The organism is Prosthecobacter sp. (assembly GCF_044222565.1).
In the GTDB taxonomy this organism is placed as follows: Bacteria; Verrucomicrobiota; Verrucomicrobiia; order Verrucomicrobiales; family Verrucomicrobiaceae; genus Prosthecobacter.
In genome coordinates this window covers 368,995-389,765 of the sequence record NZ_JBGANA010000003.1, presented here as the reverse complement: position 1 = coordinate 389,765, position 20,771 = coordinate 368,995, and the positions used below count along the sequence as shown (strand labels likewise).

The 20,771-nt window shown below is 57.4% G+C and carries 10 protein-coding genes, 1 tRNA gene and 1 pseudogene; 6 read left to right on the top strand and 6 right to left on the bottom strand.

Translation table 11 applies throughout. From position 1 onward, the window contains the following. Positions 1–34: 34 nt before the first annotated feature. Together ACILSR_RS06075 and ACILSR_RS06070 are read left to right on the top strand one after the other, a co-directional pair. On the top strand, positions 35–490 hold the full coding sequence (locus ACILSR_RS06075; RefSeq protein ID WP_395748838.1) for a DUF2000 domain-containing protein: 456 nt from the start codon (positions 35–37) through the stop codon (positions 488–490). Positions 491–586: 96 nt separating this feature from the next. Next, a complete protein-coding gene (locus ACILSR_RS06070) occupies positions 587–1,621 on the top strand; it encodes a zinc-binding alcohol dehydrogenase family protein (RefSeq protein WP_395748837.1) in 1,035 nt (344 codons plus the stop codon). A 295-nt stretch (positions 1,622–1,916) separates the two neighbouring features. Here ACILSR_RS06070 and tnpA read toward each other — a convergent pair. After that, positions 1,917–2,336: pseudogene (gene tnpA, locus ACILSR_RS06065) on the bottom strand (IS200/IS605 family transposase); the annotation flags it as partial. A 206-nt stretch (positions 2,337–2,542) separates the two neighbouring features. Here tnpA and ACILSR_RS06060 point away from each other — a divergent pair. Both ACILSR_RS06060 and ACILSR_RS06055 read left to right on the top strand, forming a co-directional pair. After that, positions 2,543–3,259 carry a cupin domain-containing protein gene (locus ACILSR_RS06060; protein ID WP_395748836.1) on the top strand — a complete coding sequence of 239 codons (717 nt, stop codon included), beginning with the start codon at positions 2,543–2,545 and terminating at the stop codon, positions 3,257–3,259. A gap of 179 nt (positions 3,260–3,438) precedes the next feature. Further along, positions 3,439–3,591, top strand: a complete 153-nt coding sequence (locus ACILSR_RS06055; RefSeq protein ID WP_395748835.1) for a helix-turn-helix domain-containing protein — start codon at positions 3,439–3,441, stop codon at positions 3,589–3,591. Between the two features lie 1,330 nt (positions 3,592–4,921). Here ACILSR_RS06055 and ACILSR_RS06050 read toward each other — a convergent pair. From ACILSR_RS06050 to ACILSR_RS06040, 3 genes are all read right to left on the bottom strand, one after another. Continuing rightward, positions 4,922–6,058, bottom strand: a complete 1,137-nt coding sequence (locus ACILSR_RS06050) for a transposase (RefSeq protein WP_395748834.1) — start codon at positions 6,056–6,058, stop codon at positions 4,922–4,924. A gap of 183 nt (positions 6,059–6,241) precedes the next feature. Beyond that, a complete protein-coding gene (locus ACILSR_RS06045; protein WP_395748833.1) occupies positions 6,242–6,628 on the bottom strand; it encodes a hypothetical protein in 387 nt (128 codons plus the stop codon). Positions 6,629–6,633: 5 nt separating this feature from the next. Continuing rightward, positions 6,634–15,588, bottom strand: a complete 8,955-nt coding sequence (locus ACILSR_RS06040; RefSeq protein ID WP_395748832.1) for an RHS repeat-associated core domain-containing protein — start codon at positions 15,586–15,588, stop codon at positions 6,634–6,636. A 742-nt stretch (positions 15,589–16,330) separates the two neighbouring features. Between ACILSR_RS06040 and ACILSR_RS06035 the strand changes: the two genes are divergently transcribed. After that, complete coding sequence (locus tag ACILSR_RS06035; protein ID WP_395748831.1) at positions 16,331–16,567, top strand: hypothetical protein; 237 nt, start codon at positions 16,331–16,333, stop codon at positions 16,565–16,567. Positions 16,568–16,694: 127 nt separating this feature from the next. Here the strand turns inward: ACILSR_RS06035 and ACILSR_RS06030 are convergent. Then, a tRNA-Leu gene (locus ACILSR_RS06030) sits at positions 16,695–16,779 on the bottom strand. A 157-nt stretch (positions 16,780–16,936) separates the two neighbouring features. On the opposite strand from ACILSR_RS06030, the gene ACILSR_RS06025 reads away from it, so the two are divergent. Next, entirely contained in the window at positions 16,937–19,267 is a 2,331-nt protein-coding gene (locus ACILSR_RS06025; RefSeq protein WP_395748830.1) for an alpha/beta hydrolase family protein, read from the top strand. A gap of 192 nt (positions 19,268–19,459) precedes the next feature. Here ACILSR_RS06025 and ACILSR_RS06020 read toward each other — a convergent pair whose 3' ends face one another. After that, positions 19,460–20,740 carry a DUF1552 domain-containing protein gene (locus ACILSR_RS06020; RefSeq protein ID WP_395748829.1) on the bottom strand — a complete coding sequence of 427 codons (1,281 nt, stop codon included), beginning with the start codon at positions 20,738–20,740 and terminating at the stop codon, positions 19,460–19,462. Positions 20,741–20,771: the final 31 nt, after the last annotated feature.

The window sequence follows — 20,771 nt, the reverse complement described above, 5'->3', positions numbered from 1 at the left end:
GCCAGCGAGGGGCCGCCAATTCATCACCAAAACAATGCAATACCAAAAGACTGACAAAAAGTTTGTCGCGATCATCAATCGCAAGAAACCCCTCCACGAAATACTCAACGCCCTCGCTCACACCTCCGCCGGGATTACAAGCGTGATCAGCGACCCGGAATCCACCTGCTTCCTCAACTACATGGATGGCGACGGAGGCAGCCATCCTGCCATCAGCCACCATCCTTTTGTGATTCTTCAGGCTGATAACAGCAACCAGGTCCGGAAGGCCCGCAATGCTGCGCTCGAACTTGGACTCAAGGTGAACTCTTTTGTGGGGCAAATGTTCGGCGTTAGCGCCGAAGATCAACTTCAGAAGACCGCTGCAGCCAAGGGGGAAGATATCGACTACGTGCTGGCAGTACTCTTTGGCGATGCCGAGACGATGCAGCAGGTGACCAAGAAGTATTCGCTGTTCCGTGCTTCGGCGGCGTCCCCACAGGTGGCCTGACCAGCTGGCCGGCCACCTGCCGCCGGAGCACGCATCTCGCGGATCCTGTGCGAGACTCAGCTCCGGCGGACAGGCGGTCTACATCCCTCTCCGCCTTTGTTTTACATCCACTCATCTCACCTTTGCACCCTGGTCCACAATCTTATGAAAGCAGCTTTCATCCACAGCCCATGCGGTCCGTCCGGCATCGTCCGCGGCGAATTCCCGGAACCTGAAACCGCAACAGACACCGTCACGATCAGTGTCCGTGCCGTGAGCGTCAATCCCATCGACACTTATATTCGCAGCGGGGCGGTGACTGCCCCAACAGACTTTCCGTACGTCCTGGGCTGCGACGCAGCCGGTGTGGTGATTCAGGCACCGTGTGGTGCACTCTGCAAGGTTGGAGACCGTGTGTGGACCACCCTGCAGGGAGGTGCGTCGGGACGGCAAGGAGTCACCGCTGAACGAATCGCCATACCCGCCGCCTTGGTTGCTCCAATCCCCGAAGAGATGACCTTTGTGCAGGCTGCGGCACTTGGGCTGCCAAATGTCACAGCCTTTTATGGGCTCCGCTGTCGTTGCCCCGTGACGAAGGGACAGACCGTCCTCATCGACGGAGCCAGCGGGGCCGTCGGCACGATGGCGGTGCAGTGGGCCAAGCTTGCTGGCGCAAGGGTGATCGCTGTCACGGGAACCGAGGCAGGGATGAAATGGTGTGAGGAGACTGGTGCGGACACGGTGCTGCTGAGGACGAATCAGCGCTTAGAAGCGCGGCTGGAAACGGCTGCTGGTTCAGGCCTGGATGTCTGGTGGGATCTGTCTCGGAACCCTGCCGTGGAGCGTGCAGTCCGTCTTCTAAGCCCTGGTGGACATTTGATCATCGCTTCAGGACGCAATGCCCGGGCAAGTTTCTCTGTGGGACAGTTCTATGCCAAGGGACTGACGATGGCCGGCATGGTCGTCTATGACATGACCACGGCAGAGCTTGCCAAGTGCGGCGTAGAGACGAAGTGTGCCTGGGAGAGCCAGCAGATGCGCGTCCCGGCCCACAAGGTTCTGCCTTGGGAACAGATTTCAGAAGCGCATGCACGGGTGGCCGCAGGCGAAGGGAGAGTTGTGTTGAGCGGCTTCGCTGAAACAGAGTTCTAGCCAGACAACCTCTTCCGCGAAAATATTTTGCCTTCGCCGCAGAGAGGGCATTCACGGAATTTCTCTTGCCTCATAGCAAAAGGCAGGGGGGAGCGATCGTTCTATAACCTTGGATCGGAACGACCTTGTCCGTCTATGCCAACCTCGGCGAACGCCGTTTTGAGCGTTTTCATTGGCTTGATTTTCCACCTGGGTTCTGGGTTTATGAGTCAGCCCCCGCGCAACGCCCGGGGCTTGTAATATCTTGGCCGCTCAAAGCGGCTGGCTTGGTCCGGGCGTCGCCTCAAGGCGACTGTTACCCTTTGAATATCTTCAATTGCTCAAGACGCCGATTCTCCTGCTCTTGGTTCTTGAAGTACGCTCGCACCGCCGTCTCATCGCGCCCCACCGTTGAGACGAAGCACCCCCTAGTCAAGAAGTGCTGCCCCACGAAGTTGCGTGGTCTCCCACCGTAGGTCCGTGCCAGATGAATCGCGCTCTTGCCCTTGATGCAGCCCACCACCTGCGACACCGCATACTTCGGCGGCACGCTTAGCAACATGTGCACATGATCCTGCATCAGATGCCCCTCTTCTACCTGGCATTCTTTCTGCTCCGCAAGCGATTTGAACACCTCCCCAAGATATGGCCACAGCTCCGTGTAGGGCACCTTGCGCCGAAACTTCGGGATAATCACCGCGTAATATTTACATTCCCATTTCGTAGGATTTAGATTTTATTGTTCCATTGGATTGCTTGATTTTGTGCAACTTTGAGCCGTCACGCATCACCAGCCATCCGGGGACTCCCGGAACTGTCAAACTCTGGCAGTCCCCCAGCAAAGCTGGGGGCGCTTCAAAAATATAGATGATTTACGATGTGTGGTCTCAAATCAAATTGCTTCCCGAGGAATCCTCGGCATGAACCTGTTACATCCCCCACATGAATGAACGAGATCAACGACTACATTCCGTCTCTATTACTCCTCTGAATCAATGGGAAAGCATTGCACTGGACGATCATTTCAAGACGCACTTGATGCCTTGGAAGGGAATTGCCCTCCAACAGCCACTTGGTGATCATGTGTTTGGTTATGTCTTGTCAGGACCAGCTCGTTTGACCGTACAGCAACGTACCTATGACCTTGTTGCAGGCATGTTCTTCGCCGGGCCTCCTGAGATGGAGATTTCTGGTGGCACGGGTATATTGATAGGCGGCTCTGGAGAAGCTCCAATTTTCCTCCTTGGAGGTCCGATCGAGGAAAACGGGCGCCTGCGATATATAGATGGATGCATGGACTCTCTTCTGATTGCGCCAGTAAGTCGCGGCAGCGCTTGTTTGAACGCTCTTTACTTTCCCAAGGGCACAGACCAAACCATGCACACCCACCCCTCTGTCAGAGTCGGCCTGGTTGTAAGAGGCGGCGGGGTGTGCAAATGCGCAACTGACAAGATGCAGCTGAGGGTGGGAGACTTGGTTGTCATTCCACCGAATGCAGTCCATGGGTTTACTACTGCGGAAACCGGCATGACGGTAATCGCCTATCATCCAGACAGCAACGCCGGGTCAACAGACGATGATCATGTGATGCTCAATGGGACCATCGTCGACGGAGTGCCAGCATCGCAAATTGACAGCATCCGGACGCAGGCCTCATAAAAACAGGTTGTCATCTACTGGAACCCAGCGCAGTTGCATGGTTCCAACTTGACTATCCCGCAAAAGTTCAACCGTACTGCCATTAACCGCGTGTTCCGAATAACTGCGAACAACTGGTCCATAGGCCTGCCGGCTCAACCGCACCAAAAACTCCCCTCCCAAAGCAACTCGATACGTATGTGAACTGCACCAGCGAACAAGTGTGCAAGCACCTTGGAATCAGCCGCCCCACCCTCCATAGTTACGTAAAACAGCACCATTTGAATCCCAAGCGGCTGCTTGGAGGCCAGTTGCGGTTTTTCCAGTCCGAGGTCGATAGACTTCTCACCTGATGGTCAGAGCAAGCCTTCCTTGCCAAGGCAAAGACTGACAACCACGCTATTCCCCTCCCCCAAGCAGCTTGATACGTATGTTCCGAAACTGCACCAGTGAGGCACCCCATTCACCGTCTTTTCGTTCTGGACGCTGTTGTAAGGCCTGTGGCTCCTGGCGTGTGATGCCAAGCAAAGGAAGGAGACGTCAGTTCCGAATGATTGGGTTGCGCAGTCATTCAAATTACTCTCCAACCTACTTTGCGATTCCGATGGTGAGAAAGACGACGTACACCGTATCGGCATCATAACTTTCCACGCCTTCAGCCAGTTGGCAAAACAGGCTCATTTCGGAACCGCTGGTGCCGAGACAGGTGAGGTTGCTGGCGATGCTGCTGGTGCTGGTCGGGCTGATCCGCTGGGCTGTATGGAAGGGGGTCTTTGGAAGACCGCCGGAGTTTTCATCCCGGACGGCGTCGCAGGTACCGCGGCGGGCATTGGTGAAGCTGGCTGCTTAGGAGAAGCCGATGCAGGAGCGGGTGCCGCCGTAGCTGAAGGAACCCCGGATTTGGTCACCTGAGGAAGCGTGGTTGCGGGCTTGCTGGCAGTCGTAGGGACCGGCATCGCGGCTGGACGAGGTGGGGTGCCATAGGAAGATATCGGCCTTGGAGGAGAGGATGGGATAGGTGCGCCACCATTCAAATTTCCGGGTTTGTTTGGAGATCGCGTGCTGCCAGAGACATCGACGAAACTGGAACCTTTGGCGGGCAGTGCAAATATCGGAGCCTGACGCATGTAGGAAGGCCCCACAGCCAGCAGCAGGCACAGAGCGCCGTAAAAAGGCAGCATGGCAGGTCCCAGAAGACGCCCCACCATTGCCTGCGCCTGGCTCCAGGCGACCGCGCGCGATTCAGCCGCACCGGCTTCCAGCAGCATCAGCAGCACGAGCACCAGCCAGATGAGCCACCCTCCACCCATCATGTCGATCCAGCCATGGTAAAGCACTCCCGCGGCAGCCGTGGCCAGGCCCAGAAGTTTGATGACCGGCAGAGTTTGAGGACGTTGCGTCTCCTTGGATTGAGTGGGTTCGTTCTTCATCACAGATCCATTTGATTAGCACAAATCCGGCTCCCATAGGAAGGTGAAAATCATAAATTCGGCATGGATGCAGCCTAGGTCATCTTAGGACGTGACCTGCCCCACCAACCTCACCGAACCGGTTTTGCCGTTTCGAGGTCCCTGAAAAACCGCCAGGAGACCCCAAAAGCGCCCATGCTCATGCCGTTTTAAAAAATGCCAGCCGACCCAGCAGCCCGCGACCCAGCCCTCAGCCTTACAACCATACGGTGCCTTACCCCACAGCTCCGATCCGCAGCCCACGCAGCGTGTAGAAGGGCGTGTCAGACTCCGCGATGCGTCGGCTCCCCGCCTTCCGCTTCGGACTGAACCGTTCCCGCTGCGCCTCGAAAATGCCCTCCACAAACTCCCGGCTCCCCAGCACCACGCCATCGGTGAAGTGCCGCACTCGCAGCCTCACCAGTTCCGCAGGACTGAGCTTGCCCTTCTCCTTCAGCACTGCACGCGCAGACTCCACCGTCACCCCGCGCCTCACCACGTTTTCATTCTGCGCATCCTTCACCTCCCGCCCCTCATCATGCAGCAGGCAGCGATACGCCTCCGCCGCCCCCGCGCTCCTCCAGCCGTCCACCGGCTTGCCCAGCGCCTTGCACAGTCCGCGTTGCGCTCTCCGGCTGCCGCCCAGCGCCTCCGCATACCCGCACCAGCGATAGTCCTTCGGATCTTTGACCAGCCCCGCACGCACAGGGTTAAGATCAATGTAAGCCGCCATCGTGCGCAGCGGCTCACCCTTGCCTTCCACCAGCACGCTTTTAAAGCGGTCCATCCACAACGTGCCACGGCGACCCCGCCGTTTGTTAAACCAGCGGCTGAAGCGCTCCTTCACCTCTTTGACAAACAACGACAGATCGCAAAAACGCTTCTTCAGCGCCGCCACCCTCTGCTCCGCCAGCACTGTCATGCCACGCTCCCGAAGATCCGCGAGTTCATCGCGCAGCAAGCCCACGTAGGCGCGACTGTAGAGAATGCTCAGATGCTCCAGCAGCTTCGCCTCCCCATCCGCCCCCTCAAACCGCTGCAACCACGTCACCCGATGCGGCACCTCGGCCAGCAGATGAAAATGATTCCCCATGAGGCAGTAGGTCAGCACCTTGATCCCTGAGAACTCCGCCATGCGCCAGATCACCCGGCGCAGCGCCTCCTTCTCCACCTCATCAAAGAACACCTCACCGCCGCAGGTGCGGGACATGACATGGTAGCAATACGACTCCAGCGGCCCTTTCCCCAGCACACGCAACCTCCCACCCGACCAAGAACGCGCGCCAGGATAGAGTCCAGTTTTCGCATTCACCCCGACCAACTGTTCTTCCAGCGGAATAGATTGGGAATCAGACGGTTGAGCGGGTTTCATGGGAGGGAATGTGAGCAGAAAATGGGTGCGGTCAATCAACTAAATGCCTGGCATCTTTTTTTTACCCAGCACATGCCGCCCATCCGGGCTGCCTGTGACTTTTCAAAGCTGGCTCCCCGGCTGAGAGAGCGGCAGCGCGCGGTGCGCGCGCCGCTCCTCTGCCGGGGATGGCTTGAAGACCCACTATGCCCGCGAACGACGGACTTTGCTTCTTCTTGGAGGCTGTTCATCAACTTTTTGCACACCGCCCCCGATTCGCCGCTCTCGACGTTGCTGTTGATTGTCACTACCTTCATTTTTCGTTTCTTCGCGAAATTCTTCCACTAGAGACATAAAAGAACGAATTTCCCGGACATCGTTTCCAAAGTAATCCACGACATTGCGAGCCCACGCAAGGCCAGGGGAACTGTTAAGTTTTTTTGTTTGCCAGGATTGAAAACCATCAAAGAAATCCGCCAGTCCAAGTTCTTGTCTCGCAATATTCCAACCTGAGACAAAGATGACAAAATCTCTCAAGGACTCTACCCCCCACATCCCAGGTCGCTCCACGACTAGCTGCAATATTTTCATATTTGTTATTTTTTTCTGATCGGCGTGAAATTGATCGCGTCAGCGTGTTCATACATTTGCTTATATTTATCCATCGGCATTCCTTTTGGTCCAGTGATCCTGTCAAAGACATTCCCATTTTTCAAGACAGCTTGGTGCATGTACCATCCGGTTAATCTCTCGCCATTCGGCAAGTTTACAGCTCCCAATTGAGGGCTTCTTTGAGGTGTAATTGACAATAATTCACCTCCGATTGCATTTTGTATTTTTGCCGCGTCACTCACGCAATTTGCTTTGAGAAGCTCTGCTGCGGAGTACCCCCCTGTTGTTCTAAAGCCGGCCGGCCAAGGTGGTCTTCCCGCTTGGGCCTGTTGCAGTTGAACCTGCTGCGGCACCATCCCCATTGTTTGCTGAGTCTTTTGTGCCGAAGCTCCACCAGGACTAGCAGATTTAGCGTCTGCTCTATATGGAACCTGAATCTGTGGAGAACCGCGATAACGAAACTGCCCTCCCCTATCAAAAGGTCTGAGGCTAAAGCCTGCAGCCAACAACTCGTGACGATAGCAGGACTCCTCTATATTGCGGGCATCGCTCAAGAATTCATGCACCGTGTACATGGGGTTCTTGTTCATCCCATAATGGTGCCACAGTCCCGCAAACCTCGTCATTGCACGATCATAGTGCGCAGGATTATTCCTGTTGGATTCAGCTTCTACGGCAGCCTTAAAGACAGGATTTTTGACATCGCACTGTATGATGTGGACATACCCATTGTTATTGATTGAGTACCGTATGCCTTGCGGCCCCTCTTCATACAGTCCCTCAGGATCCCAACTCGTCCAAGGGTTCTGCTTCACGTAGGCATAGACATTCGGGCCATCCACAAACCCCGCCGGATCGCGGCTCAGCCACACGCCCGTCTCAAGATCCCGATACCGGAACCCCTCATTTAAGAGTCCCGTCGGATCTTCGTCCTTGCTGTTGCCGCGCTGTTTGTCCGCGTTGCTGCCCGTTTCCGCCGTACGTCGGCCATACGCCTCGTAGCTCGCCGTCCACGTCAGCGTCGCGCTGCTGTCCGCCTGCGCCACGATGTCCCCGCGCCCGTTGCTCAGCGAGTATTTGGGGACGCCACTGCGGATCGAATAAAGCATGCCGCCCACCCCGCCGCCCATGTCTGGGCCGCGCGTGTACTCCACCGTCGGCGTCGCAGGCAGGGTGTTGCTGCCCGTTTGGAATTCCGCCAGGCTCAACCCTCCGGCGAACACAATCGCCGTCATCTCCTGCTGCACAGACGCAACGATCTTGTGCGTGGCGATGCGCCGCGTGCGGTAATCGTAGTCGTAGGCGTGCGTCTGGCCATTGGGCAGCGTCACACTGCTCAGGCGGTCCTGCGCATCCCACTGGTAGGTGGTGAGGCCACCTGCGGCGGTGGGCGGATTGAGGCCGGTGTCGCTGGCACCGGTGAAATCGGTCACGTTTTGGGAGATGCGGTTTCCGGACCCGTCATAGGCCAGCACCGCGCTCTTGCGTGTGTTCCCAGCCGGTCCATCCAGCTGCTCCCAGGAGGTGAGCTGGTTGGCGGAGTTGTAGCTGTAATTCCACATGCCGGGATCGGTGCCGCCGGTGACCTGCTTGTGAACGCGGTTGTTGGCGTTGTCGTAGGTGTAGGCCGTGCTGGTCTCGGCAGAGGTGGGATCGGTGATCGTTTCCGTGGCGAGCCGGTTGTTGGCATCGTACGTCATGCCGGTCGTGCGGACGCCGGACCGTGTCGGCTCGCCGGGCCATGTCTCACTCTGGCTGGTCACATTGCCCAGCAAATCATGCTGCCACGCAAACTGCGCCATGACATCGCCGGTGCTCATGGCCAGGGTGCGATACAGCGTGCGGTTGGTGAGGCGGCCCAGCGCATCGTAGCTATTGCGCGTCACCTGCCCATTGCCCGTCATGAGCAGGATCGCCCGCCCGCCGAGGTCATAGCCGTAACGCGTGGCGCGGTCCCCTTCCACCACGCTTTCGGGCCGGTTGAGCGCGTCATAGCTGGTCTGCACACTGCGCCCGGTGCCGTAATCCGCCCGGACGCGGTTGCCGGCCAGGTCATAGCTGTAGCTGTGCTGCACGCCACAGGAAGTTTCAGTGAGCACATGGCCCAACGCGTCGTAAGTGTAGCTGACATTGGCGGCATCGTTTTCCGCCTCGGTGACGCCCAGCAGGTGCCCGGCGCTGTCATAGCTGTAGCTGCGGTTCAGACCCGGCGCACTTGTGGCCGTGACCCGATCCCGCTCGTCATAAGTGTAGCTCGTGGTGATATTCCGCGGCGATTTCTGACTGAGCTTCTGCACCGCGTTGTAGGTGTAGCTCGTGGTATCGCCATTGGCGAAAGTCTGTGAGACGAGGCGATTGAGGCCATCATAGACGAACGTCGTCGTCTGCCCCTTGCCATCAACGACACTGGTGCGGTTCCCGGCGGCATCGTAGTCAAAGCTGTTTGTAATGCCTGCAGCATCCACGGTCATGATCAGACGGCCATGGGTGTCATAGGTGTTCGTCATGGTCTGCCCCAGCGGATTGGTGACGGTCAATGGCAGCCCACCGGCGTCAAAGGTCGTGGTCGTCGTCGGGCCCGCTGTGTTCGGCGCCAGCACCGGAGCCACGACCTTCCAGTTTCTGCCGGCCTCATCATAAAACTTCGACGTCACATGCCCCTGCGGGTCCGTGACGGTGAGCACCTGGCCCAGCGCGTCATAGGTCGTAGTGCTGGTCGGCCGCACAAACTGAATCGCCTGCGCATCCCACACCGTGGGCGCATAGACCGCGATGGGGCGGTTCCGCACATCATACTCGGTCTCGGTCTCGCGTCCCAGCGCATCCGTCACTCGGATCACATTGCTGGCCGCGTCATACTCCGTGGTATGCGTGGCCACTCCGCCATCGACTTCAGGTGCCTGGACCATCACCGGCCTGCCTGCGGCGTCATACGTCGTCGTGGTGGTCTTGCCGTTTTCATCGGTCACCTGCCAGGGCTTGCCATGGTGCGTGTAAGTCGTGTGAACCGTGCTGCCGTCCGGATGGGTCACTTGCACCAATTCACCAAGACCATTGTAGGCATTCGTCGTCACCCGTCCCAGCGGATCCGTCACAGTGATCGGATGCCCGAGAGCATCGTAGGTGGTCGTGGATACCGCCGAAATGCCCGTGGCAGTCACCGTGTGCGTCGTTGGGCGGTACAGCGCATCATACTCCACCGCCGTCACGGTCCCGCGTGGGTCCGTGGTGCGATTGGGTTTGATGCCGCTGGTGTCAAACACCGTGCCGCCGTTGTTGCCATCGTAGTAGAACTGCGTGGCGAAGCCGCCGTCATCGGTGGTGACCAGTCGGCCCGCGTCATCATAGGTGTGCCTTGTCACCTTCCCCCGCGCGTCGCTCTGGCAAACCACCTGATTGCGGAGATTGTAGTGGGTCGTCGTCACGATGTCGGTGCCATCGCTGAGGTGCAGTTTCGTCTTTCTGCGGCGGTTCAGGTTGTCATAGTGATGATTCACGGTCACCCCGTTCTCGTTAGTCTCGCTGATCAGATTGCCATGGTCGTCATAGGCCAGATGCTTCTCTGACAAGTCGGGATGTGTGACCCGGATCAGCCTCAGGTGCTCATCGTAGGCGAAGTTGGTCACCAAATTCCGGCCATCGATCACACTGCGCTTGTTCCCTGAAAGGTCATGCACGGTCGTGCTGCTCATCAGCGCGTCTCCACCGGCTGCGGAAGTGGTGGTTTGTGTGGTTTCCGCCCACCACCCCGTGTTCGCCCCCTGCGCGTCCGTCTGCGCGCCCAGCGTCGTCGTTGTCACACTGGACGGCATCGCCGCTTCATTCGGCGAGACCGTCGTCTGCGAAGTCACCAACCCTGCAAAAACCGGATGATCATAGGAATAATGCGTCTCACGGCGGTTGCCATCCGCACCGGTGGTGATTTCCGCCGTTTTCAGCCCCTGCACGGTGATGTCCACGCCATCTCGTGTGATGGTGCTGCTGGGCGCCAGCGTGTATTCCGTTGTCGTCCCCAAAGCGTCCGTCATGCTCGTCATGACGCGGGTTGCAGGATCGTAGGTGAAGGTTTTGGTGTGGCCCTGCGGGTCTGTGTTCCCCTGTGCGTCTGGCTCGTTCCCCAGTGCATCTGTCTCCGTCAACGGATCATCGTAACCGTCCTGCCCATAGGTAAAGGTCGTGGTGTGCCCGCTGCGGTCCGTCGCCGAAGCCAGCGCATACCCGGCAGTCGGATCGCAGGTGTAGGTCTCCGTGCCGAATGACTGCCCGTTCTTCGACTGCGTAATGGCCAGGGAGAGGTAAGTCACTGTCACCGCATTGGCGGTCTTGATGTCCATGGCATGCACCTGCCGCGCGTCATAAACATGCGGGTTCCCGAAATTGTAGGTGGTGACGGTGCCATCCAGCGCAGTGCAGGTGCGTATGGAGGAGTCCGCATACACATTGTCGCCTCCGAGGACCATCGAACGGTTCCCCGCCCACGAGGCTGTCAGCTGCATGGTGCCCGCAGGTGTGGTCACTCCCGTAAGGACACGGGGCAGCCCTGGCATCGGATGCAAAGTGTAATGCGTCAGCAGGCGGCTGTGATCGAAATCCCGGATGAAAACATACTGGCGGTTCAGTTCGTCGGTGATGGACTGAACATCGATGTGGTTGGTCCGGTGGTTGAGATCCGTGTTGCCATTGGCGGCGGCTTCCCAGGTCTGCTGGTAGCCATAATGCACCGAAGTGCCGCCACGCTCCACACTGTCCAGGCAAAGGCCGGCGTAGTTGTAGTTGACGGTGTGGCCGTCCGGACCCCGCACCGCCACCACGCGGCCGTTTTCCTGCAGGATCTGAATGCAGCGCCCTGGCCGCTCAGGGTCATAAATGCGTTCTGGGATGAGTGTGCCCGGCCCCGCATACTCGTAGCGCAGCCGGTTCCCCTCCCGATCCCAGACCTCCAGCAACCGTGAATAATGCACATGCATCATGATGTTGCTGCCACCCACGCGGCTGGCTGGCATGATCTGCTGGATGCCCGCGTCCTCATAGAAGCACTTGGTTCCGAACTTTTTGACCAGCATCGTGCCATCAAAAGTGTTCTTTGCCGTCTTGGCGTCGAGTTGCTCCTCGCCGCTGTGAATCCATAAACCAGGGCTTTTTAGGACATAACTCATGCTGCCGCCCTGCTCGTCCACCACGGTGGCGATGTGTTTTTGCGAGCTTGAATTGAGCAGCCAGTCGGCCACAGACTGCGCATCCGCTCCTCCTGGCAGGGAGGTGTCCATCTGGGTTTCAAACTTGACGTGCGAGCACAAATTCGAAGTCCATCCTGGCCCGAAAGGCAGATTCGGCTTTTCCTCTGGCCGCAGCCCGGTATGCAGCGTCCAGATTTCCGAGGAGACATCCCTTCGCACCGCCAGTGGCAGCAAACTGCCCTCGGCATTGGCATAAATGTCCGAAACCGAATGACGCAACTGCCGCGTGAAGGCATCGATGTAAGTCTCCTCCGAACGCTCTCCGGATTCATCCTGCACCTGCGGTTTGGAATCCGGTATGGGAAGGCCGTTCAACCCAATCTTGCGATAGCGACTGCCCGCCGAATCATGAAACCCCACCTCGCCCGGTTTGGCCATTTCAACGTCCTCGACGTCCTCGATGACTTCAACTGTAACGTCGATGGTGCCTCCGGCGCCTGGAGCATCTATATACATACTCTGAGTATCCGGACTAAACTCCCCTCCTGGCACACCATTAAGAAGCAACTGATAAGATCGCTGGTCACCACCTGGAAAATAGGCCACAGTCACGGTGCCTTTCTCCGTCGTATATGTCCTTGCCCCCTGTCCACCGCCTTCCCCAATGTGGTTGTTTGGACATCTGCCACTGTCCGTCGCAGTGTTTAGGCCGTAGCATTCGCAGCCGTTTACGTTACAGGCACATTGTTTCAAGTGTCCCTGCTCGCAGTCACTGTTCGTACAAGGCACCTGTCCTGTTGCGTTGCAGGTAGTGCAGGGCGGTCTATTCGGGCAGGAGCTAAGCGGGTTGTAGAAACATGGAATGGTTTTGGTTCCGGTGCCATTGCAGATAGTGCAGGTCTGCTCGGTCAGATACGGACATATATTAGGTCCGGGGCAATCGATAGAAATGATGCCGCTGCAGCCGTATTTGGCGCAATTACATGGTAGTCCGTGACCGCAGCCATACTCCAAATGACTCAACGGCTTGTACCCATTGCAGGAATCTTCGTGCACGTGCAGTGTGCAGATCAAATCTCCATAGCTTATATTGCCTTCTTGATCGGTAAAGGTTTCATAACACCCAGCTTCTTGTGAATGTGTATGGTCGTAAGTAATTCCGCACACAGTGCTGAGCGTGCTGGCGTAGTGCTGTATGACAGGACATGAATAGATATGGTCCCCGGGACATTGCGCTGTGTGACCTTGGCAAGTTCCCACGATCATAGTGGGAGTGCAACTCGTCTCATGACCGGGACATGCCAGGTATTTGTTGCCTTTACAATCTGGGCATGTGTTATACCCCCCTTCGCAATAATGACAGTCTTGATAGTCACAGAGATGAGTTCCCTCACCGGGATCACCACCGCCACCACCAGAAGGGCTTGTAGCTGAAAGCCTATTAGGTAGTATTCCATCTCTAGATGACCCAGTTAGCACCGTGGATTGGACATCACCTGAATCGTTGAGGGTTACTTTCAATTCTTCGGCGTGTATGCTAAATATTGGCGGATTCAAATACTCCGGCAAATCACCCCCGCCTCCCTGCTGCAGATTGAAGTTCTTCAAATTGGTCGAAGCCCCCAAATCCTGCGCAATCTGCGCCCGGTAACGGCTCATGAGCCCACCCCCGCCCGTCGTCGTTGCGTGTGTTTTCTCGTACAGGCGTTTGGAATCAGACACATCATCCAGGTTGGTCGCCCTCACGAGCGGATTGCTCTTAAACCGCCACTCCGCCAGATTGGTGAGACCGTCGCCATCGGGATCGCTGACCACATTCGCTGCATTGCGCAGGTCGAAGTTGAAGCGGTGCTCCCAGCAGTCCGGCATGCCGTCGCCATCGTAGTCCCCGCTGGCCATCCGCTGCGGCATGGTGAGGAGCGAGGGGTTGCTGCTGAGGAACGACACAAAGTTCATCAAGCCATCCGGCACACCATCCGCATTTCCATCCTCCATCACGCGCGATTCTGTCGCCAAGCCACCCACGAACCTGGCTCCATGGAACGAAACCCCACCCGTATTGCCACCCAGCAGACCCCGCCAGACCCACTCCTGACTGTCATGTATGCTGGCGCTGCGGCTGTTCGGACTGCCAGGATTGAGACCAAGGGCGATCTCCTCGAAGTTCATCAACCCGTCGCCATCAAAGTCCAGGACTGCGTCGGCGGCGGTGCTGTTGCTCAAGATACCCGGATAAACGGCATTCCAGGCATCTTCCAGCACATCAAAGATGCCATCGTGGTCGTAATCATAGCTGTTGATGCTCGCCACCAGACTCCAGCCATTGCGCCACGCTTGGATGTTTGTGTAGCCGTCGCCATCCAGGTCGCCTCCGGCATCCGCCGGGTCGTTCGGATTCATGCCATAGGACTGGCTGGCGTAAAACAGTTCCACCCGGTCCGGGATGCCGTCGCTGTCTGTGTCTGTCTGATCGGCCAGCTGGTAGTCGTTGTAGATCTGGTTGGGATTCGTCCTGGCCTGGAGGGGATCGGTATGGGTGGTAAACAGCTCGTCACTGTCGGACAGGCCGTCGTCATCCGTGTCCCGCTTCGCCGGATCCGTGTGGTACTGCGTATTTTCATCGTAGTCACAAAGTCCATCGCCATCGCTGTCCGCATGATTGGTCGGGTCATCGGGATAGACATCGGCGCTGTCTGGGATGCCGTCCGAGTCGCGGTCATCACTGCTGTAGCCAGAATATTCGTTCCCTAGGTAGTTGTAATGAGGGGCTCCATTCCAACCGTCGTCGGGCCAGGAATCTGCGGCATCAGGAACGCCGTCAGTGTCTCTATCAGACCACCATCCAGGGTATTCTACCTGCTGATACCAGAAACTTCCCGCTATCTGCGGAAATGGATCAAAGGCATCGGGAATGCCGTCGCTATCAGCGTCCATCCAGGGGCCTGCATATTCGACGCCCTGCCACCAGTAACTGTTGCCAGTTCCTGAAAAAATTGGATCAGCCGGATCAGGAATGCCGTCATTATCCATGTCGCTCCAATTCCCAGGGTAGATGACACCATTGTACACATATCCCCACGCAATCGTCGGCCATTGATCAGCGACATCAGGTATGGCGTCCCCGTCCTGGTCCACGAATGGCGCGGCGTATTCCACTCCCTCATACCAGTAGCTGCCATCCGGAAACGAATCAGCCGGGTCGGGAATCTCGTCATTGTCACGGTCACTCCACGACCCGCCGTACTCAGTGCCCTGATAAGTGAAGCTGCCGTATGGAAAAGGATCAAGCTGATCGGGCGTTCCGTCGTTATCACTGTCCAATGTCCCAGTTGCATACTGATTTCCGCCAATGATCACACCCGGATCATCCATCAGCCCCGCCGGTTCATTCCAGTTAAGGACTCCGTCGCCATCTCGATCATTGTTCTGCGGGTCGCTGTCCTCAAAGTTTTTGATCCCATCACCGTCAGCATCTGAGTAGCTGTAATACGTGCCAGCCTGCAATGCTGCATAGTTGATCACCGGCGTGTACCCCTGAATCTGCTGGTAGTACTCATCGAAGTCCGAGTAGCCATCGCCATCGCTGTCCCACAACCACGGATCAGTCTGCGAATAAAAGAATTCCACGTAGTCGCCCAGGCCGTCAAAATCACCGTCCAGCGAGTAGGGATCAGAGCCAAACGCTACTTCGTCTGCGTTGCTCGCGTTGTCATTGTCCGAATCCTGGTCCCACCAAGAGTCGCCCTGCTCTGGATTGGCCAACTCCGTTTTGACACCTCCAATGTTTGTCCAGTAAGCGTTTGCCACCGGGAAAGGCGGCAGAAACAATGTGGCAAGTAGATAGACATGGAGAAGCCATGATTGCCTAGACCAAATGCGGAGTCGGTTCATTGCTAAATATTTTCCTTAAGCTTCACTGAAATATTTCGCGGTTTACCAGCGGGCAGTGAAAATGGAAAGAAAATTTTCCAAGACCGCCTTCATTTTTTTCTCATGCCATCCAGCGCCCACCGGGACATCCCAAATCATTATTTATCTTATTGACTGTTTGGTCAGTTGGATTCTCAGGGCGAACTTTTATTTTGGGGCGCGGTTCTCGTCGATCGGATTGCCGAAAGAACGAATCTTCAGACAGCTTGTAAATAACTCATTTCCAACGGCTCGCAGAAACACCTGCACCCGTTAGTCGTTTTGGAGGAGGTCAGGAATGATGAAGCTGCTCAACGTCTGGCGAAGCTGATGCCTGGCTTCTCAATGCATGTGACCAGTCGATTCCTCGACAGTTTCACGCCACAAGCTGGGAGAACAACAAATCACCATTCTTTCCCGATTTAAGGCCAATTCTGCATGGTCTGAGTCATGGAAGAGGGGTTGAGCCCATGCTCCCCGTGGCTATGCTTATGCCAAGCTGCTGATCTCTGGGAAGCCGTCTCATGTTTGTGGGCTACACCTCAAAAGCAATCTTGGCAACCCAGTAGAGAACACATCCAAAAGGGAGGATGCGATGGAACAGCTCATCCAGCACACCAAAGAATACAGCAAACCGGGTGAAGGGGTACCTCATGCTATTTTTTTTTGGCTGCCGCTCAATCGCATTTGCCCACTGTTTCTTTTTCCTGCTCGGAGGGGAGATCGCGAATACAAAGCAACTCAGTCCCATCACCCGCATCGCCTTTCCATTATTTTTTCGGAGTGGGAGCATTTAAAAGCCAATTCACCTCCAGCTCGTCTGACCCCATGAGCTCGAATACACGAAACCAAGGAGAGTTCTTGGCCAGACAAAATGCCACCAGATTGCCATCAGACTCGTGACCCTCGATATTGGCAAGACAGTTTTCACCCCGCTTAACTCTTTGTACCTCAAAGAGTGGTGCTCGGGAAGGGACTCGAACCCTTAAGCCTTTCGGCACAAGATCCTTAGTCTTGCGCGTATACCAATTCCGCCACCCGAGCAGGTGCTGAAAATCAGGGGCCGCGAATATAGACGACTCAGTTTTTATGCAACCAATGTTTTGATTTTTTCTGCACTTCTTCGCCTTTCTGCGGACCCGTTCTCAAAAAGAAGGATCACTCTTGCCTTCGCCGCGCGTTTTGGCTGTCATCTCTTCTCATGCGCCCTTCCCTGCTCCTCTACCTGCTGCCCACCCTTGTTTTCGCGGCCTACCCCGAAAAGACCCCGGACACGCCAGGAAACCGGCTGCTCGACCGCTACCTCGCGGAACAGACCCGGGAGATCACGGCAGAAAACGGCCTCGCGCACATCACCTCGGCGGAAGACTGGAAGGCCCAGGCACCGGAATACCGCCGCCAGATGTTTGAGATGCTTGGCCTCGATCCCCTGCCAGATAAGACGCCTCTGCAGCCCACCAAGACCGGCGAGGTCAAAGGCGAGGGCTACGTCGTGGAAAAAATGCACTTTCAGTCCATGCCTGGCCTCTATGTGACCGCCAATTTCTACCGTCCCGCAAAAGTCGAAAAGCCTCTGCCCACCATCCTCTACGTCTGCGGCCATGCCAATGTGGTCAAGGACGGCATCAGCCTCGGCAACAAGACCGGTTACGAGCACCACGGCGTCTGGTACGCACGCCACGGCTACGCCTGCCTCATCATCGATACCGTCCAGCTTGGCGAGATCCGCGGCGAGCACCATGGCACCTATAGCAAAGGCCGCTGGTGGTGGTTCTCCCGCGGCTACACGCCCGCTGGCCTGGAGGCCTGGAGCTGCATCCGCGCTTTGGATTATTTGGAAACACGCCCTGAAGTGGACAAGACCCGCTTCGGCGTCACCGGTCGCAGCGGAGGCGGAGCCTACTCATGGTGGATCACCGCCCTCGATGAACGCATCAAAGCCAGCGCCCCCACCGCCGGCGTCACCGACATGCAGAACCAAGTCATTGACGGCTGTGTCGAAGGCCACTGCGACTGCATGTTTTTCGTGAACACCTACCGCTGGAATTTTGAGCGCATGGTCGCTCTTGCCGCACCGCGCCCGCTTCTCATCGTTAATACCGACAAAGACAGCATCTTCCCCATCGATGGCGTCTTCCGCATCTACCAAAACGTGCGCCGCGTTTACTCCCTCCTCGGCAAAGAAGGAAACATCGGCCTGCAAGTCGCCGAAGGTCCGCACAAAGACCTGCAGCCGCTGAACATCGGCGCCTTCCATTGGTTCGAGCGCTTCCTCAAAGGCGCCGACTCCATGGCCGTCCTCGATGAAGGCGCCAAGAAAACCATCGAGCCTGCCGACCTCCGCGTCTTCACCGACGGCCTCCCCAAGGATGAGATCAACACCAAGGCCGACGAAACTTTCGTCCCCATGGCCAAAGCCCCCGCTCCTGCCACCAATGCCGCCGATTGGGAGAAACAAAACGACAGCTGGATGCAGAGCCTCAAAGACAAGGTCTTCAACGGCTGGCCCAAGGACATCGCCTCCGTCAATCCTCAAAAGGAAAGCAGCGCCGAGGTGGATGGCATCCGCATGACTGCCTACGATTTCGAAAGCCAGTCTCCTTATCGCCTTCGCCTCTACATCGTCCACCGTGACGGCCTTCGCGCGGAGGATCTGCATCTCGTCGCCCTCAATGTGCTGGATGAAGCGGGCTGGGATGAATTCTGCGCCGCCTACCACTCACGCTTTGGCAAGCTCATCGAAGTCTTCCCCGGCTCGCCAAAGGACGATGCCGCCTTCGAGCAGGAAAAGAAGATGTTCACCAATTTCAAATGGGGCATGGCCTACATCTGCCCCCGTGGCGTCGGCCCCACCGCCTGGACCGGCAGCCCCAAGGCCCAAACCCAGCGCCTGCGCCGCTTCTACCTCCTCGGCCAGACGCTCGATGGCATGCGCGTGTGGGACATCCGCCGCACCGTGCAAACCTTCCGCGCCATCCCCGGCTTTGGCGAGACACCGCTCTGGATCCAGGCCCATCGCGACATGGCCGTCGACTCCCTCTACGCCTCCCTGTTTGAAGACGGCATCAAGCGCCTCGACCTCCACGACCTGCCCCTCACCCACAACGGCACCGTCTCTGGCGACCCCGAAGCCACCGGCCCCGCGCTGCTCAATGTCCTCAAATACCTCGACATCCCCCAGGCCGCCGCCATGGCCGCCATGCGAACCCGCACCATCATCTACGCTCCCGACAAAGCCGCCTGGGACTACCCCGCCACCGTCACCAAAAACCTCGGCAAAGAAACCAACTTCCAGGTCCGCACCCCCGTGAAACCCGAAGACGGCAAAGAGGAAGAGAAGAAGCCGGAGCCCCCCAAGGACAAAAAGAAGTCCGCCTCCGCCGAACCCTCCCCGCCCGCAATCATCCAAGCCACCCTTCCCCAAAAGATCCTCTCCAGCACCCCGCCCAAACCACGCCCACCCAGGAAAGACACTCCCAAAAGAGACACTGTGCCAAAGCCCCGCCCGAAGAAGGACAGTCCGAAGAAGTAAGACTGGATCAGTACGATAGACACTCCTCGTCTGTGGATCAGCGCCCCCTCCAAAACCCACAAGCCTCAACCAATCCAGTGATGTCGCCACAGCAGCGGCATGGCCCCCCATCGTCCCCATTGGTGGTGAGTAGTGCGCCACAATGTTGGCGGTGCCGCTGATCGACGGACAGGAGTGTCCATCGTACTTCCCTTACACCACCAGCCCCGGCAAACTCGTCCCCGAGCTAGATCCAAACGCATCCGCCTCGATACCCATGCGCTGCATCATCTGCACAAACAGATTGCACATCGGCTGGTTGTTCTTCGCATCAAACGCCAGGTGTTGTCCGTGCTTGAAACCACCACCGCCAAACACCAGCGGCAGGTTGTGCCAGTCATGGCTGTTCGCATTGCCAAGGTTGCTTCCAAACAGCACCATCGTGTTGTCCAGCAGACTGCCGTTGGCTTCCTTCTTCGCCTTCAGCGCCGTATACAAACCGTTCAACGCCTCAAACTCCGCACGCTCGATCCGCTGCAACTGCTCGATCTTCATCGGATCCTGCCCGTGATGCGAAAGGTTGTGGTGCGCCATCGTCACACCGTTGATCAGCGGCACATCACCACGCCCCTGAACCAGCACCGTGATCGCCCGGGTGCTGTCCGTTTGCAGCGCTAGTGGGATCAGGTCAAACAGCAGCTTCATCCTTGCGATGAGGTCCGCCTCGTTTTCCACATCCGTCGGCGGCTTCGCATCCACCTTCGGCTTCGGCTTCTGCACCCAAGCTTCAGACTTCAGCATGCGCTCCTCCATCTCGCGCACAGACGTGTAATACTCATCCAGCTTCTCTTTGTCGGCCGCGCCCACACGCTTCTCAAACCGCTTCGCTTCAGCCTGCACGGTGTCCATGATGCTGCGCCCTTCCTTCAGCTTGCGCATCTGGTTATTGATCTCCCCCGGCGTGCCATCCAGGAAGAGCTTCGCAAACACCTGCGAAGGCTTCGACTGCGCCTGCACCATCACCCCGCTGCGCGTGTAGCTCTGGCTGCCCTGCCCCGCCGTGCTCAGCGCCAGCGAAGGATAGCGCGTCTCATGCCCGATCTTCTCCGCCACAAACTGGTCGATCGAAACCGTGTTGCGAAATCCTCCCAGCCCCGGCCCGCGTGCAGAAGTCAGCCACGTCATTTCAGACGTATGCCCGTCCGCCCCCGCCTGATCCGGATGGCACACACCAGACAGCACCGTAAAATCCTCCCGATGATCCTTCAGCGCCTCAAGGTACGGCGTCAGCGCATATCCCCGACCGGTCTCCTTAGGAAACAACGACGGCCCATAGATCCCCAGCGAGGCACAGGCAAACACCATCCTCTTCGGTGGCGTTGCAGCCGCCGCACTCGAAAGCCTCGGCATCATCGCCTCCAAAAACGGCAGAGCCAGCGAGACACCAGAACCATGCAAAAAGGAACGGCGGGAAAGAGCAGGACGTGTGATCATGAGATGTGATAAGTTCGAATTGAAACGCGGA

Excerpts from the sequence above, each read along its gene's own strand:
- ACILSR_RS06035 (WP_395748831.1), top strand. The coding sequence starts at position 16,331 with ATGGAACAGCTCATCCAGCACACCAAAGAATACAGCAAACCGGGTGAA.
- ACILSR_RS06050 (WP_395748834.1), bottom strand. The coding sequence starts at position 6,058 with ATGAAACCCGCTCAACCGTCTGATTCCCAATCTATTCCGCTGGAAGAA.
- ACILSR_RS06025 (WP_395748830.1), top strand. The coding sequence starts at position 16,937 with ATGCGCCCTTCCCTGCTCCTCTACCTGCTGCCCACCCTTGTTTTCGCG.
- ACILSR_RS06020 (WP_395748829.1), bottom strand. The coding sequence starts at position 20,740 with ATGATCACACGTCCTGCTCTTTCCCGCCGTTCCTTTTTGCATGGTTCT.
- ACILSR_RS06060 (WP_395748836.1), top strand. The coding sequence starts at position 2,543 with ATGAATGAACGAGATCAACGACTACATTCCGTCTCTATTACTCCTCTG.
- ACILSR_RS06045 (WP_395748833.1), bottom strand. The coding sequence starts at position 6,628 with ATGAAAATATTGCAGCTAGTCGTGGAGCGACCTGGGATGTGGGGGGTA.
- ACILSR_RS06075 (WP_395748838.1), top strand. The coding sequence starts at position 35 with ATGCAATACCAAAAGACTGACAAAAAGTTTGTCGCGATCATCAATCGC.